This window comes from Nocardia sp. NPDC004340 (assembly GCF_053602575.1).
The window spans coordinates 1,070,825-1,087,223 of the sequence record NZ_JBSGDW010000001.1 but is presented as its reverse complement, the minus strand read 5'-3'; the positions used below and the strand labels follow the sequence as shown (position 1 = coordinate 1,087,223).

The 16,399-nt window shown below is 68.3% G+C and carries 7 protein-coding genes; 5 read left to right on the top strand and 2 right to left on the bottom strand.

What is annotated here, in order from left to right:
• The first annotated feature begins 59 nt into the window (after window positions 1-59).
• The 4 genes from pks13 to ACWEOI_RS04735 all read left to right on the top strand — a co-directional run bounded on the left by pks13 (window position 60) and on the right by ACWEOI_RS04735 (window position 7,611).
• A complete protein-coding gene (gene pks13, locus ACWEOI_RS04750) occupies window positions 60-5,186 on the top strand; it encodes a polyketide synthase Pks13 (RefSeq protein WP_452358955.1) in 5,127 nt (1,708 codons plus the stop codon).
• Between the two features lie 52 nt (window positions 5,187-5,238).
• The gene (locus tag ACWEOI_RS04745; protein WP_452358954.1) at window positions 5,239-6,783 is read left to right on the top strand and encodes an acyl-CoA carboxylase subunit beta; all 1,545 of its coding nucleotides are present in this window, start codon (window positions 5,239-5,241) and stop codon (window positions 6,781-6,783) included.
• An 83-nt stretch (window positions 6,784-6,866) separates the two neighbouring features.
• Window positions 6,867-7,343, top strand: a complete 477-nt coding sequence (locus ACWEOI_RS04740; protein ID WP_433669732.1) for a hypothetical protein — start codon at window positions 6,867-6,869, stop codon at window positions 7,341-7,343.
• Window positions 7,344-7,404: 61 nt separating this feature from the next.
• On the top strand, window positions 7,405-7,611 hold the full coding sequence (locus ACWEOI_RS04735; RefSeq protein ID WP_433669734.1) for a DUF5988 family protein: 207 nt from the start codon (window positions 7,405-7,407) through the stop codon (window positions 7,609-7,611).
• Between the two features lie 85 nt (window positions 7,612-7,696).
• Here ACWEOI_RS04735 and ACWEOI_RS04730 read toward each other — a convergent pair whose 3' ends face one another.
• Complete coding sequence (locus tag ACWEOI_RS04730; protein WP_433669736.1) at window positions 7,697-11,056, bottom strand: arabinosyltransferase domain-containing protein; 3,360 nt, start codon at window positions 11,054-11,056, stop codon at window positions 7,697-7,699.
• A gap of 124 nt (window positions 11,057-11,180) precedes the next feature.
• Window positions 11,181-14,435: an arabinosyltransferase domain-containing protein gene (locus tag ACWEOI_RS04725; RefSeq protein ID WP_452358953.1), complete on the bottom strand. Its 3,255-nt coding sequence runs from the start codon at window positions 14,433-14,435 to the stop codon at window positions 11,181-11,183.
• 68 nt (window positions 14,436-14,503) lie between these two features.
• Here ACWEOI_RS04725 and ACWEOI_RS04720 point away from each other — a divergent pair, with 68 nt between their 5' ends.
• The gene (locus ACWEOI_RS04720; RefSeq protein ID WP_452358952.1) at window positions 14,504-16,378 is read left to right on the top strand and encodes a serine/threonine-protein kinase; all 1,875 of its coding nucleotides are present in this window, start codon (window positions 14,504-14,506) and stop codon (window positions 16,376-16,378) included.
• The last annotated feature ends 21 nt before the right edge of the window (window positions 16,379-16,399 follow it).

Below are 16,399 nucleotides of genomic sequence, written 5' to 3'. Positions count from 1 at the left end.
CCATTCATGCATGAAAACACCGCCGCGCACCGTAAGCAGACAGGTAGCTTGAGGAACTGATGGCTGAGAACGAGGGCACGGACCCCACCCAGACGACCGGTGAAGCGTCGACCCCGGATGCCGCGAAGAAACCCGCGGTGACCGACATGTCGGTGGCGGACCTGCGGGAGTGGTTGCGCCGCTGGGTCGCCGACGCGACCGGGCAGCCGATCGACAACATCACCGTGGACCGGCCGATGGAGGAATTCGGCCTGGCGTCCCGTGACGCTCTCGCGCTGGGCGGCGACATCGAGGAGCTCACCGGGGTCGTGCTGAACGCGACCATCGTGTACCAGCACCCGACCATCGGTTCGTTGGCGGAACGAATCATCAACGGGGAGCCCGACCTTCCGGCCGACGCGGCCGACGACTCGTTCTACACCCAGGGCTTCCAGCCCGGCGAAGCGCACGACATCGCGATCGTCGGCTTGTCCACCCGTCTGCCGGGTGCGGGTGATACACCCGAATCCACCTGGGAATTCCTGATCAACCGCGGCGACGCCATCCGCGACCTACCCGAGGGCCGCTGGTCGGAGTTCCTGACCGATCCCCGCGTCGCGGAGCAGGTCGCCAACTCGAACGTCAAGGGTGGTTACCTCGACCAGTCCGTTCTCAAGAGCTTCGACGCCGAGTTCTTCGCCACGTCGCCGGTCGAGGTCGAGCGGATGGATCCGCAGCAGCGGCTCGCGCTCGAGCTGACCTGGGAGGCGCTCGAGCACGCCAGGATTCCCGCCAACACGCTCAAGGGTGAGCAGGTCGGCGTCTTCATCGGCTCCACCGGCAACGAGTTCGGCATCATCGCCGGCATGGCGGCCGGGAACGTCGATCCGGGCACGCCGCTCTCCGCTGAGGGCTACGTCATCATGGGTGCGGTTTCGGCCATCATCCCGAACCGCGTCTCCTACTTCTTCGACTTCCGTGGCCCGTCGGTGGCCGTCGACACCGCGTGCTCGTCGTCGCTGGTCGCGGTGCATCAGGCGGTCCGGGCGCTCCGCGGTGGTGAGGCCGATGTGGCGCTGGCCGGCGGCGTGAACGTGCTGCTGTCCCCGGCCGCGACGCTCGCTTTCGACGCCAATGGCGGTGTGTCGAAAGACGGTCACATCAAGGCGTTCTCGTCGGACGCCGATGGCATGGTGCGTTCCGAGGGAGCCGGTCTCGTGGTCCTCAAGCGCCTGGCTGACGCCGAGCGCGACGGCGACACCATCTACGCGGTCGTCAAGGGCTCCGCGATCAACAGCGACGGCCGTTCCAACGGCCTGCTGGCTCCCAACCCGGACGCCCAGGCCGAGGTGCTGCGCCGGGCCTACCGCGATGCCGGGATCCTGCCGTCCATGGTCGATTACCTCGAGGCGCACGGCACCGGTACTCCGATCGGTGACCCGATCGAGGCGGATGCGCTCGGCCGGGTCCTGGGCCGGGGCCGCGAGGCGGACAAGCCCTTGCTGCTGGGTTCCGCCAAGACCAATTTCGGTCACCTCGAGGCCGCCGCGGGCGCGGCGAGCCTCGCCAAGGTGATCATGGCGTTGCAGCACAACGTCATTCCGCCGCACATCAACTACGCCGGTCCGAGCCCCTTCATTCCGTTCGACCAGGCGCACCTGAAGATCACCGATCAGTCGACGGAATTCCCGCGCTACAGCGGTAAGGCCACCATCGGCATCAACGGCTTCGGCTTCGGTGGCACCAACGCGCACGTCGTGGTCCAGGAGTACGTGCCGGTCGCGGCCGCGCCCGCCGCGGCCGACGAGGCGCCCGCGGATCAGGACGTCGAGAGCACCGATGTGGTCGCCGAGGCCGAGGCCATCGCGGAAGCCGCTGTGCCGGAGCCGGAGTGGGGCCATCGCGAAGAGCCGATGCCGCTGATCATCCCGGTGTCGGGCTACCTGCCTTCGCGCCGCAAGCGTGCCGCCAAGGATCTGGCCGACTGGCTGGAATCCGAAGCCGGACAGGCCACTCCGCTCGCCGATGTGGCCCGCGTGCTGGCCAAGCGCAACCACGGTCGTTCGCGCGGCGTGGTCGTCGCCAAGACGCACGAGGAAGCCATCGCGGGCCTGCGGGCCATCGCCGAGGGCAAGCCGGGCAACAGCGTCTACACCGCCGATTCCCCCGCCGCTCGGGGCGCGCTGTGGGTGATGGCCGGTTTCGGTGCGCAGCACCGGAAGATGGGCAAGCAGCTCTACCTGGAGAACTCGATCTTCCGCAAGGCTGTCGACCAGGTGGACGAGCTGGTCGTGGACGAGGCCGGGTACTCGGTTCGGGAGATGATCCTGGACGACGAGCAGGACTGGGACATCGGCACCGGTCAGGTCGGCACCTTCGCCATTCAGGTGGGTCTGGCCTCGGTGCTGCGCGCGCACGGCGCCGAGCCCGAGGGCGTGGTCGGTCACTCGCAGGGTGAGGTTGCGGGAGCGTACATTTCGGGCGGTCTGCCGCTCGAGGACGCGGTCCGGGTGATCTGCGCGCGTTCGCGGCTGATGGCCGAGGGCGAGGCCATGATCACCGACGATCAGGTCCGCAACATGGCCCTGGTGGAGTACTCCGCCGAGGACATCGCCAGGCTGCAGGAGCCCGAGTTCCCCGACATCGAGGTCGCGGTCTACGCCGCCCCCACCAACACGGTGATCGGCGGCATGCCGGACCAGGTGCACGCGATCGTGGCGCGCGCCGAGTCGGAGGGCAAGTTCGCCCGCGTGCTGCAGACCCGCGGCGCGGGTCACACCTCGCAGATGGACATGCTGCTGGGTGAGCTCGCCGCGGAACTGGCCGGCATCGAGCCCACCAAGCTCAAGCGCGACCTGTACTCCACCGTGCACGCGGCGGCCGTCTACCGCGGCGGCAACCCGCCGGTGCACGACGTCGACTACTGGGTCATGAACATGCGTGGCTCGGTGTACTTCACCAATGCCATCCGCCAGGCCGTGGACAACGGCATCACCACCTACCTCGAGCTGGCCCCGAACTCGGTGGCGCTCATGCAGGTGATGGGCACCACCTTCGCGGCGGGCGTGCACAACGCCGCGCTCATCCCGACGCTCAAGCGTAAGGAGGACGAGGTCGCCGGTGTGGTCTCCGCGCTGGCGCAGCTGTACGTGCAGGGTCACAAGGTGGACCTGGCCTCGCTGCTGCCCGCCGGTGATTTCGCCGCCGTACCGCGCACCGCGTTCCTGCGTAAGGAGTACTGGCCCAGGGTGACCGGCGGCTTCGGCGGCTCGGGCAACGCCGGGGTCCCGGGTGCGCACGTGTCGCTGCCGGACGGCCGCCACGTCTGGGAGGTGCAGGCCTCGGCCGTCACCGATCTGGCGGCGCTGGTGAATGCCGCTGCCGCGCAGGTGCTCTCGGATGTCACCGTCGGCGCCTCGCTCGCACACGAGGCGATTCCGGCCGATGGCACCCTGACCACGACGCTCACCCCGCATCCGGGCGGCGCGTCGGTGTCGGTGCACGCCAAGGCCGGCAACGCCTTCCGTCCGCTCTTCGACGCCGTCGTCACCTCCGGCGCCCCGCTGCCGGAATCGGCTGTGGCGCAGCCGGCCGTGGCCGTCGAGTCGGCTCCGGCAGTCGAGGTTGCCGAGGCTGCCGGTGAGCGCTGGGATCCCAACGGCACCCAGACCATCGAGGCGCGCCTGGCCATCATCGTGGCCGAGTCCATGGGTTACGCGGTCGAGGACCTGCCCATGGAGATCCCGCTCATGGAGCTGGGCCTGGATTCGCTGATGGCCATGCGCATCAAGAACCGCGTCGAGTACGAGTTCGACATCCCGCAGCTGCAGTTGCAGGCCGTGCGCGACGCCAGCCTGCTCGAGGTCGGCAAGGTGCTGCGCTACGCGCTGGAGAACCGCGAGCAGCTCGCGGACATCGCCGCCCGCCAGGCCGCCGGCGAGGACATCGCCGTCGACGCCGACTTCATCACCGCCGCGCGGACCGCGATGGCCGAGGGCAAGGATCCGGCGGCGCTGCTGCCGAAGGTCGAGACCACCTCTCCGGTGGCCGAGGCCGAGGCGATCGTCTCCGAACCTGTTGTCGCAGACTACGAGGCGTCCGCGCCGGTGGCCGAGACCGACGCCGACAACGTCCCGCCGCGCAACGCGCCCGAGCGACTGGTGTTCGCGACCTGGGCACTGGTGACGGGCAAGTCGGCAGGCGGCATCTTCAACCCGTTGCCGAAGCTCGACGACGAGTCCTTCGGCAAGCTGGTGGCTCGGCTGTCGGAACGTGCCAAGGCGCAGATCGATGCCGAGCGGATCCGCGCCTGCGACACCATCGAGCAGATGTCGGACGTGGTCGCGGAGTACCAGGAGCACAGTGACGACGTCGAGGGCTTCGTCCGTACCCTGCGTGCGAAGGAAGTCGGATCGAACGCCGTGCCGGTCTTCGTGTTCCACCCGTCGGGCGGTAACACCCTGGTGTACGAGCCGCTGCTGAAGCGGCTTCCGGCCGGAACGCCGATGTTCGGTTTCGAACGGGTCGACGGCACCATCGATGAGCGTGCGCGTCAGTACATTCCGGAGATTCGCAAGCGTCAGCCGGAGGGGCCGTATGTTCTCTACGGCTGGTCGCTGGGCGCGGTGTTCGCACTGACAGTCGCGCAGATCATGCGTGCTGAGGGCGCGGACGTTCGCCTGGTCGGTCTGATCGATCTGGCGATTCCAGTTGAGCCGGAGGTGGATACGCTCGAGGCGCGGGTGGAGCGCATGCGCCGGTACCAGTCCTTCGCGCAGAAGACCTACGGCTTCGCCGGTGAACTCGACGATGAGCAGCTGGAGGAACTGGCTGCGGCGTCGGACGAGGACCAGATCCAGATCATCATGGAGCTCGTGAAGTTCGCGGGTGCGAACATTCCGGGTGGTGTGATGGAGCACCAGCGCACCTCGTTCATCGAGGGGCGAGAACTTCAGAAGGTCGAGCTCTCGAACTACGACGGCGATGTGACGCTCTACCTCGCCGACCGCTACCACGACGGAATCATCGAGCTGGAGCCCCGCTTCGGCGATCGTCGCCCGAATGGTGGTTGGTCGGAGCACATTCCGGCGCTCGAGGTCATCCATATTCCGGGTGACCATCTCCAGATCATCGATGAACCGCGGATCGCGGCCATCGGTGCCGACCTCACCAAGAAACTCGGGGAGATCGACACCACCGGGAAATAGCACCACCGCGTCACGGGTTCTGCGAAAGTAGGTTTTTGCCGAAAGGAGTCCAGTGAGCACCACCGCCGATAAACTCGCCGACCTTCGAAGCAAGCTCGACATCGCGAGGGAACCGGCGGGGGAGGCAGGCATCGCCAAGCGGGCGCGGAAGTCCATTCCGTCCGCCCGCGACCGCATCGACATGCTGCTGGACGCCGGAACCTTCGTGGAAATCGGTGCGCTGGTGCGCAATCCGGGCGACAAGAAGGCGCTCTACGGCGACGGCGTGGTCACCGGGCACGGTTTGGTGGAGGGCCGCCCGGTGGCGGTCTTCTCGCACGACCAGACCGTGTACGGCGGTTCGGTCGGCGAGATGTTCGGCCGCAAGGTCGCCGGCATCATGGAATTCGCGGCCAAGGTGGGCTGCCCGGTGGTCGGCATCAACGACTCCGGCGGCGCCCGCGTGCAGGAGGCGGTGACCTCGCTGGCCTGGTACGCCGAGCTGGGCAGACGCCAGGAACCGTTGTCCGGCTTGGTGCCCCAGATCTCGATGATCCTGGGCAGCTGCGCGGGCGGCGCGGTGTACGCGCCGATCAATACCGACGTCGTGGTCGCCACCGAAGAGGCGTACATGTTCGTCACCGGTCCCAAGGTGATTCGCGAGGTCACCGGCGAGGATGTCAGTCTCGAGGAGCTGGGCGGCGCGAATTCCCAAGCGCAGTACGGCAATATCCACCACGTGGCCCGGGACGAGAAGGCCGCGTTCGAGTGGGTGCGCGACTACCTCGGCTACCTGCCCTCCAGCTGCCAGGAGTTTCCGCCGGTGGTGAATCCCGGTCTGGAACCGGAGATCACGGAGTCGGACCGGGAACTCGAGGCCATCGTGCCCGACGCCGACAATGCCGGCTACGACATGCACGAGGTCCTGCTGCGCATCTTCGACGACGGCGACTTCCACGAGTTCGGTGAATCCGCGGGCCGCAATGTGATCTGCGGTTTCGCGCGGGTGGACGGGTGCAGTGTCGGCGTGGTCGCCAATCAGCCCCTGGTCTACGCGGGCGCGCTCGACGCCCGGGCCTCGGACAAGGCCGCACACTTCGTGCGACTCTGCGACGCCTTCGAGATTCCGCTGGTCTTCGTCGTGGACACGCCCGGCTTCCTACCCGGCGTGGAGCAGGAGAAGATCGGCGTCATCAAGCGGGGTGGCCGGTTCATCTTCTCGTTCGTGGAGGCGACGGTCCCGAAGGTGACCGTGGTGATCCGCAAGTCCTACGGCGGCGGTTACGCGGTGATGGGCTCCAAGCAGCTGGGCGCGGATGTGAATCTGGCCTGGCCGACGGCGCGGATCGCGGTCATGGGCGCGGAGAGCGCGGTGTCGCTGATCGGGGCGAAGACCTTGGCGGCGGCGCCGGAGGATCAGCGTGCCGACATGCGCAAGCAGATGATCGATTTCTACAACGCGACGGTGGCGACGCCGTGGGTGGCGGCCGAGCGCGGCTATATCGACGCGGTCATCGAGCCGTCGAGTACTCGCCTGGAAATCCGGCGGGCGCTGCACTTGCTCAAGGACAAGAGAATTCCTCGCAACCCGCGCAAGCATCACCTGCTTCCGTTGTAGATTCCGAAACCATTGCGGGTCGCTCTCAGTTGTGAAAAGCTCGCATTTCATTTTGAAATGCGAGCCTTGGGAGCGAAGCGCTAATGGCTACCCGTCGAATTCGGCAACTCATCATCGGTGGCGCGGCCACCGCCGCCACCGCTCTGGCGGTCGTCTCCGCACCGACCGCGTCCGCGGTGACCTTCGGAATCACGGGTGTCAACGGCCTGGCGCACGTCGGCACGACGTATACCCTCAGCACCCATGTCGGCGGCACGAACGCGGGGACGCAGGTGGGCTTCTGGGTCGTGAACCCGGGTAGCAGCACCGTGGTCAGCCTCGGCGCCGTTCCGGTCGACGCCTCGGGCAACGCGAGTGTGACCTGGTCCCCGTCGGCAGCCGGGCAGTACACCTTCACCGCCAATGACGATCTCACTGTCGGCGCCAACGGCGGCTCGACGCTCAGCATCCAGGCCACCGCGGTGCCCGAGGGCAGCATGGGCGGCACCGGCAGCTTCAGTGCGATCCCGGTCATCGGCGGACCGCTGGTGACCTTGATGAAGCTGATGGGCCTGGTCTAGGCGGCTCGCCGATTGGGCTGAATCTATGGGCTGTAAGGCACGAATGTGAGAGCCTTCAGCTATGAGTACCTCACCGCTGGCGCTACTCGAAGGCGGGCCGGAAGGCCTCGAAACACGGATCGTTCGGATCACTCCACCGGGCGTCGAACTGCGGGTCGCGTACGGGAACGGGTACGAGCGTTTCAAAGTGACGTCACGGTGGCAGGACACTCCGGACGGCAGTTTGCCCGTCTACGAGTGGTTCGCCCACGTGGACGCCGAGAAGTAGCCGCCCCCGGAATTCGATCGGCCCGCATCATGGCAGTGGCCGCCCGCTTCGTCGCGGGCGGCCACCGAATGCCTGACGCCTCGGGTCAGAAGACCCGCATCTTGCCCGGTGACCAGAACCCGGAGCGGTTCACCACGTGGGTGTCGATCTGCGCCGGCTTGGGGAAGTCGCCCTTGCCCGGATCGGCCGGATTCGAGTAGTACGGCACGTACTGCTCCAGCGAACCCCAGTCGCGGTCGTAGTTGTCCTTCAGATACGTCGGGACCGTCTTCGACGACGCCAGCATCTGCGCCCAGCCCAGCGGGCCACCGAATTCCTGCGCCTGCCAGGTGTTGGTGGAACTGATCGCCAGCGGGCGATCGGGCAGGATGCGGTACCCGGGAGCCGCGTCGACCACACCGTTGTGGTGGTCGAACGGGTGCTGGCACGGGAACTGCAGGCCCACCGCCCAGTCCAGCAGGATCGGCTGCGTCCGGCCCAGGTAGCTGTCGAGCGACACCAGCTTCGGCACCCGCGGCGGCGTGAACGCCAGCCACTGATCACCGATCAGGATCGGGTCGTTGGCCCGGATGCGCACCACATTGGCGTCGTCGGACAGCGCCGAGAACGGGATGCGCAGGTTCCGCCAGGACGGCGCGGGGCCGATGTCCAGCGGTCGGTAGGCCCGGATCTCACCGAGGCTGCCGTCCGGATTCCGGTGCGCGTACTCCAGGAAGATGTCCTGGCCGTAGGTCATATTGCCGGTGTCGTCGAACGACATCGCGCGCCCGGCCGCCGAGATGACGATCAGCGGGGAGTCGTCCGAACGCTGCGGCAGCTGGTACCAGCTCGAGGTGAGCGAGGCGGGCTGCTGCACGCCGTCCTGGTAGCTGCCCATCACCGGGGTGGTGGCCGGGTCCAGGCCGAACGGCAGCGCCACGGTCGACCCGTTGACGCCCTGCGCGCCCTTGCCGCCGCCGGTGCCCGCGTTCTGGCCCTCCTCGAAGGCCGGGCCGACGGTCTGGGTGGAGGTGTTGCCGGTACCCGGCTTCACCTCGACGGCGTCCGCGTCGAGCTTGGTGGCGACCCCGTTGGGGGAGAAGCCGACCGGGTTCTCCCCGGCCAGCGGGTCGCCGTTCAGCGGCGGGTGGGCGGGGTCGATGATCGGGGTCAGGTTGCCGCTGTTGACATTGCCCTCGACCAGCACGTCATTGGCCAGGCCGCAGGTCTTGCCGGTGACCGCGTCGATGTTCGAGCGGGCCAGCGAATAGGCCGGGTACTGCTGCACCGCGCCCTTGAGCAGCGACACCACCTCGAAGATCACCATGAGCGCGGCGACCACGGTGAGCGGAATCGCGGCGAACCGGCGGATCCGCTTGCCGCGCCGGGTCTTCCCGTTCTCCATCGGCTTGGCGTAGCCCTCGCGCAGCGACTGCCAGGCCACCACGGCCAGCGCCAGCCCGAACAGCATGAGCATCAGGGTGTTGGACTGGAAGCCGTGCAGGGAGACGGTCTTGTCGTACCACGGCACGCCGTAGCTGGAGACGTACCAGTAGCCGTTGATGCCGGAGAAGGCGACGGCGAGGGTGAACAGCAGCCCGGCCAGGAAGACCGAGCGGTTCTTGCGGGACCGCAGCGCGGTGGCGGACACCGCGACGGCGGTCACCGCGGCCAGCGAGCCCGCGATGCCGGCGTACGAACCGAAGTGGTGGGTCCACTTGGTCGGGTTGAACATCATGAAGAAGATGGTTCCGAAGACCACGCCCATGAGGCGCCAGGTCGGCGCGCTCGCGATGCCCGGCACCTGTCGCCGGCGCAGCAGCACCAGCATGGTGGTCATCAGGCACAGGATCATGAGCAGGAACGCGAAGCGGCGGGCCAGCGAGCCGTCCACCGTCTCGACGAACAGGTAGTAGTAGCGCAGATAGTCCTTGTACCAGGCCAGGTTCGGCCCGGTCACCTGCCGCACCCGGTTGGCCTCCATGATCCCGGCGAAGGTCTGATCGGCGAAAACCGCCACCAGCACCAGGGTTCCGGCGGCCGTGATGGGGGCCAGCAGCGCCACGTCACCGAACTGCTTGCGCCGCCGCACCACGATGGCGACCAGCGGCCGGATGCCCGCGAGCAGAGCCGCGACACACATCAGACCGGTCGGCGCCGCCGCCAGCGTGAACGCCGCCACCAGCACCGCGACCGCGGCGGGCAGCAGTCGCGAGGTCGCGATGGCCCGCTCGATGGAGACCCAGGTCAGCAGTGCGCCCAGGGCCACGATCGGCTCCGAGCGCAGGCCGTTGTCGTAGGGCAGCCAGAAGGCCAGGAACACCAGGCCGCCGGTCCACAGCGCGACCTTGGACCGCGCCACCGCATTGCCCAGGCGCGGCACCACCTCGCGGCTGATCACCAGCCAGCACAGGATTCCGCAGAGCAGCGCGGGAATTCGCACCCACGGGCTGGCGGTGGAGACCTCGGCGAAGGCCTGGATGACGTAGTAGTACCAGCCGAACGGCGCTTCCGGCACGCCGAACCAGCGGAAGTAGTTGGCCAGGTAGCCCGCGTGCGGGGCGACCCGCACCATGGTCAGGATGTAGCCGTCGTCGGAGGTGTTGGCGCCCACGAAATGCCACAGCAGCAGGGTGCCGATGATGCCGCCGTCCGCCCAGGTCGGCTTCAGCCAGTGCGCGGGCAGGATGCGCCGGTGCCCGCGGCCGTCGCTGGTGTCCAGCACCGCGAGCGCGCCCATGGCCAGCAGGGTGAGCAGCACGGCGGCGATGATCGCGACCAGCTTGATCAGCGTCGGCGAGGACGAGTACCGCGAGTCCACCGTCATGTGGAACGAAAGGCCCTCCGGGACGCCGCCTTTCATATCGGTGAAGACGCCCACCACCTGCGGCCGCAGGTCGCCCAGCAGCCGGCCCTCGATCGGCACGGTGACCAGTTCCCGGCCGCCGTCGGGGGTGGTCTTCTCGACCGTGCGGGTGACGCCCTCGAAGCCGGCGTAGGTCTCCTTGCTGTCGGAGGTGATGACGAGCTTCGAGCACTCGTTCATCTCCGCGCGGGTGGCGGTGGCCACCACGGCATTCCGGTCCAGCACGTCCACGCTGTCGCCCGAGACGCGGACGAACATGGCCTCCAGGTCCGCGCCCTTGCCCTGCGGCGGCGCCGTTGCCAGCAGGATGCCGCCGCGCGGATCCAATTGCCCGACCGCGGAACAGGGGATGGTGACGTTCACGTCGATCGGCACCTGTGACACCAGTGCCGCCTGCACCGGATCGAGCGAACCGCGCTGCGGCCAGCTCACCTCCGCCTGGGTCTGCTGCACCGGCAGGAACGGCGTCGCCAGCGCGAACAGCGCCCCGAGCAGGCCCGCGACGATCGCTATCAGCTTCGCTACCCGGTAATCACGCGGGTTCGCGGGGTCGGTCGCCGGAGGGTTCGGCTTCGTGAGCACTGCGGAGGCGTCTGGCACGGTTGCTGATCGTATCTGTCCTCTCTGAGAGTGGCGGTGTTCACTGCCGCGCCGTCGCGGGCATGGTGTGAATAAACCCGAAAGCCCGCCCGGAACAGCGTTCCGAGCGGGCTTTTCGCGGCTTCTACTTGGCCTTGATCGGCGAGTCCTTGGCCAGGCCCGATCGGGTCTCCACGGTCACGTCCAAGGTGGGGCGTGAATTCGCGTTCGGGGCATACGGGGTGAACTTCTCGAGGCCGCCCCAGTCCCGTCGCCAGTCGTGGTTCAGGTACGACGGCCGGGTCTCGGACTGCAGCAGCAGACCGGTCCAGCCGAGCGGGCCGCCGCCGATGTCGTCCTGCCAGGCATTGGAGGCGTCCTGGCCCACGCGGTCGGGCAGGATGCGCCATTCGGGCACCTCGGCCACGCCGTCGTGGTGGTCGAACGGGCGCTGGCACGGGAACGCGAGGCCCACGTGCCAGTCCTCGAGCACGGGGGCCTGGTCGCCGACAAGGGAATTCAGCGTCCGCAGCTCGGGCAGCCGGGGCGGGGTGACCGCCAGCCACTGGCGTGGTGTGATGTCGGCGTCGTTCAGGACCAGGCGAATCGCGTTCGCGCCCGCGGGAATCTGGTCCAGCGGGATACGCAGATTGCGCCAGGACGGGTTCGGGCCGATGTCGATGGGCCGGATCTGGCCGACATCGCGGACCTCGCCCGCGGCGTCGCGGGTGCCGTACTCGACGATCAGATCCTGTCCATAGGTCTGGACGCCGTCCTTGTCGAAGGACTTGATGCGGCCCGCCGCGGTCACCACCAGCACCTGGTAGGCCGGGTTGTCGCGCACCGAGTTCAGCTTCTCGGCGTTGTACCACTGGGTGGTGAGCTTCGAAACCTGCTGCTCGCCATCGGTGTAGCTGCCCAGCACCGGGGTCTTGGCCGGATCCAGACCGAAGGGCAGGGCGACCGAGCTGCCGTTGATACCGGCCTGCTCGCTCTTGCCGCCGCCGGTGCCGGCCCCGGTGGTCTTGGAGGTCTTGTTGCCGGACTTGTCGTTCACCGAGTTGGCGCCGCCGGTGACGGTCTCCTCGGCGTCCGCGGTGAGGTCGGTGGCCACGCCGTTGGGGGTGAACCCGGTGTTCTGCGCGGCCAGGCCGTCGGCGTCGGAGCCGGTCCACGGGTGCAGCAGCGACCCCGCGGTATCGGTCTCCACCAGCACCTCGTTGGCCAGGGCGCACGAATCACCCTTCAGCGCGCGCAGATTCGACTGGGCGATGGAGTAGGCCGGGTACTGGCCGACGGCCGCCTTGGCCAGCGACAACACCTCGAACAGCACCAGGACCGCCGCCGCGATGGTGAGCGGCATGCTGGCGAACTTGTCGAAGCCGCGCACCGGCCGCGGCGTCATATACGGCTCCCGGAAGTGCTGGTAGGCCGCGATCAGCAGGCACAGCACCGCCAGCCCCAGGAACAGGGTCGAGAACCCCTTGCCCGCGACGAGCGGGGCTTTGTCGAACCACGGCACGCCGTAGCTGGACACGTACCACCAGCCGTTGGATCCGGTGAAGGTCATGGCCAGCAGGAAGAACACCGCCGCCGTGAACAGCGTCCGGTTGCGCGGCGAGCGAATCCCGTTGACCCCCACCGCGACCGCGGCCAGCGCCGCCAGCGATCCCGCCAGGCCCGCGTACACGCCGAAGTGGTGGGTCCACTTGGTGGGCGTGAACATCATCAGGAACAGCGACATGAACACGATGCCCAGCACCCGCGCCGACGGACCCCGCGAGGTGCCCGGGATGCGGCCGTTCTTGCGCAGCATCACCATCACGCACACGCCCAGGCTCAGCAGCATGGCGAGGATGCCGAACCGGCGGGCCAGTGAGCCGTCGGGGGAGAGCATGAGCAGCGCGTCCCAGCGAGTGCGCTCGTCGAACCAGGCCACATTGGGGCCGATCAGGGTGCGCACCCGGGTGGCCTCCATGACCGAGGCCAGGGTCTGATCACCGAAAACGACCACCAGCACCAGGGCTCCGGCCGCGATGCCGGGCGCGAGCAGCGCGCCGTAGCGCAGCAGCCACGAACCGCGCTGCTGCCCGGCGCGTTTGATGATCACCATGAGCACCGGCCGCGCGCCCGCGATCAGGGCGGCGATGCAGATCAGGCCGGTCGGCCCGGCGGCCAGCGAGAAGGCCGCGATCAGCACGCCGACGGCCGCGGGCAGCAGCCGCCCGGTGGCGATCGCGCGTTCGATGGAGCACCAGGTCAGCAGCGCGCCCGCCGCGATCAGCGGTTCCGGTCGCAGGCCGTTGTCGTAGGGCATCCAGGCGGCCAGGAACACCAGGCCGGCGGTCCAGATCGCGACCTGGTCGCGGCGCACCCGGGAGCCCAAGCGCGGCAGCACTTCCCGGCTGATCACCAGCCAGCACACGATGCCGGCCAGCAGCGCGGGCAACCGCATCCACGGGCTGGAATCGCTGATCCGGGTCATCCAGGCCAGTACCTCGTACGGCCACCCGAAGGGCGCCTCGGCGACCCCGAACCAGCGGTAGTAGTTGGCCATATAGCCCGAATACTTCGAGGCCCGAGCCATATTCAGGATGTAGCCGTCGTCGGAGGTGTTGGCTCCGATGAAGTGCCACACCACCAGCGTGCCCAGCACCGCGACATCGGCGAGCCGCACCCGCCACCAGTGCGCGGGCAGGAAGCGGCGGGGCTTGCGGCCATCGGCGGTGTCGAGCAGGTGCAGCGCGTACAGCGACAGCAGGGTGAACAGCACCGCGCCGATGGTCGCCAGCCGCTTGAGCCAGGTCGGGCTGGAGGTGAAGCGCGCGTCGATCTGCACGGTGGCGGAGGCGTTCCCGAGCTGCTCCCGCTTCAGATCGGTGAACAGGCCCACCACCTGCGGGCGGGTGTCGCCGCCGACGGTGCCGACGAACGGCGTCCCGTCCTTGCGCGCGACCCCGGCGAATTCCACCCGGGTCTGGGTGGCGTCGGAGTGCACGGTCACGGCACCGCAGTCGCCGATCTCGGCGACGGGCGCGGACAGCAGCGGAATCAACCGCACCAGCACCGAGAGGACGGGTCCCTTGCCGGGTTCGTCGGTGACCTTGACGACCAGGCCCTTGGTCTCGGCCTGCCCGGAGGCGGCGGGCACCGTCGAGAACAGCGTCCCGCTCGGCAGCTCCCGCAGCACCTGGCACGGCAGCGTGACGTCCAGGCTCAACGGCACATAGGAGACCAGGGGCGCGGCCACATCGGCCGTATCCCCTTGTGGCCAATGCAGAGTGGGCCGGTCCTGCTGCACCGGCAGGATCGGTGTGATCACCGCCAGCAGGAATCCGAGAAGACCGGACACCAGGGCGAGGATGCGGATGCGGTGGAACGCTCGGGAGTCTGCGCGCACGAAGAACGACTCTATGATGGTTGTTATCCGAACTGGGCGTGGGGCCGGGCCGGAGGACAAGAGGAATCATGACCGAGCTGCGACCTGGCGAAGTTCTCGCCGGGTATGTGATCGCGCGGCGGGTCGGGGCCGGGGGATCGGGCGTGGTCTATGCGGCCCGGCATCCGCGGTTACCCCGGCTCACGGCTCTGAAGGTCTTGAAACGTGACGAGGTCGCCGAAGACGACGAGGTGTGGCGGCGTTTCGAGCGTGAGGCCGATATCGCGGCGCATTTCGACCATCCCAATATCGTGCAGATCTACGACCGCGGCGTCGCCGAGGACCGGTTCTGGATCTCCATGCAGTTCGTGGACGGCGCGGATGCCGGTGAACTGCACCATGTTTCGCCCGAACGGGCGTTGAGCATCGGCGGTGAGATCGGGGCCGCGCTGGATTACGCGCACGGCAAGGGTGTGCTGCACCGGGATGTGAAGCCGTCCAACATCCTCATCGCCGATCCCGAGAGCGGCCGCCCGGAGCGGGCGCTGCTCACCGACTTCGGCATCGCGCGGCTGCGCGACGAGACCACGAAGCTCACCCATACCGGAAATATCTCCGCCACTTTCGCTTTCGCATCACCGGAGCAGGTGAGCGGGAAACCGGTCGGTCCGCGATCTGATCAATACTCGCTGGCCTGCACGCTGTTCGTGCTGCTCACCGACCAGCGGCCCTTCACCGCCGACAATCCACTCGCCTGGGTGCACGCTCATACCCAGGAGAAGCCGCGCCGGCTGAGCGAACTGAACCCGGCGCTCCCGGACGCCCTGGACGACGTGTTCGAGCGCGCCCTGGCCAAGGACCCGGAGGACCGCTTCGACAGCTGCGTGGATTTCGCCTACGCCGCCACCGAGGCGTACTACTCCGATCCGGCCCTGGCCGTCACCGCCCGCGCCCGCCTGCCGCATCCCCCGCCTCGGAGCGTCGGCAGGCGAAGACGGAAACCGCTGTGGCAAGGGCGGTTACAGCGACGCGTGCTGATCCCGGCGGCCGTGGCGGCGGTGACCGCGGCGGGTGTGGGATTCGCTCTCGACCAGGGCAACTCGCCGTCCCCGCCGACCGCGCGGGGGATGGTGCCCGACCGGTTCGTGGGCACCTGGCTGGCCACCGAGGGCCAGACCAACTACCGGCTCACCGTGCAGCAGGCCAAGATCGGTGATCCGGTGCTGTCCAACCGGGTGGACGGCGTGCTGCCCAACGGGTTTCCGTTCCACTGCGAATTCTCCGCCCCGCTCGATCAGGTGCCCGGCGACGGCGACCGGCTCATCATCGGCACCTCCGAGATCGTGGTGCGCGAGCCGTCCAATGCCTGCCGCGCCAACGGGCCCACCACCCTCACCCTGCTGCCCGACGGGCGGGTCAGCCGCAAAACCGATGTGAGCGGCCTGATCACGTACACCAGCGCCGACACCGTGATCTCCTCGTGGGGCCGTGAGGACGCCGCCATCGCCCGTGCCTTCCCCAGCCTGATCGGTCAGCTCGCCGCCAACGGCACCGCGGTCGGCTGGCAGGGCGGGTCCTGCCGTCCCAAGGATCCCGGCCCGGACGAGGCGGTCCAGGGCGCGCACCGGGTGCGCTGCAATGCCGACGACGCCACCGGTCAGCCGCGCTTCGACTTCCTCGACTTCGACACCCGCCCGGGCAAATCGGTGGCCGCGCTGTTCTTCGGCGGCAATGCCCGGGTCACCCCGGTCACGCATCAGGACGTGGCGGGCGATCTCACCGTCACCACGGCGGCCACGGTGGATCCGGCCGTCACCCGGGACAGCGAGACCCAGCGCGCGCTGGCCGCGGTCTCCTTCCCCGACGGTGATCCGCGGTCGCGCTTCGTCATGGTGCTGCACTGGCCGGGGCACACGGTGAACAACCTCCTGACCGACTGGCTCGACAGGGCTCCACTGAAGTAGCAGGGTTCCACTGACGTAGGT

What these genes read in the sequence shown, in the direction of transcription:
- pks13 (WP_452358955.1), top strand. Translation starts at nt 60, where the DNA reads ATGGCTGAGAACGAGGGCACGGACCCCACCCAGACGACCGGTGAAGCG.
- ACWEOI_RS04740 (WP_433669732.1), top strand. Translation starts at nt 6,867, where the DNA reads ATGGCTACCCGTCGAATTCGGCAACTCATCATCGGTGGCGCGGCCACC.
- ACWEOI_RS04735 (WP_433669734.1), top strand. Translation starts at nt 7,405, where the DNA reads ATGAGTACCTCACCGCTGGCGCTACTCGAAGGCGGGCCGGAAGGCCTC.
- ACWEOI_RS04720 (WP_452358952.1), top strand. Translation starts at nt 14,504, where the DNA reads ATGACCGAGCTGCGACCTGGCGAAGTTCTCGCCGGGTATGTGATCGCG.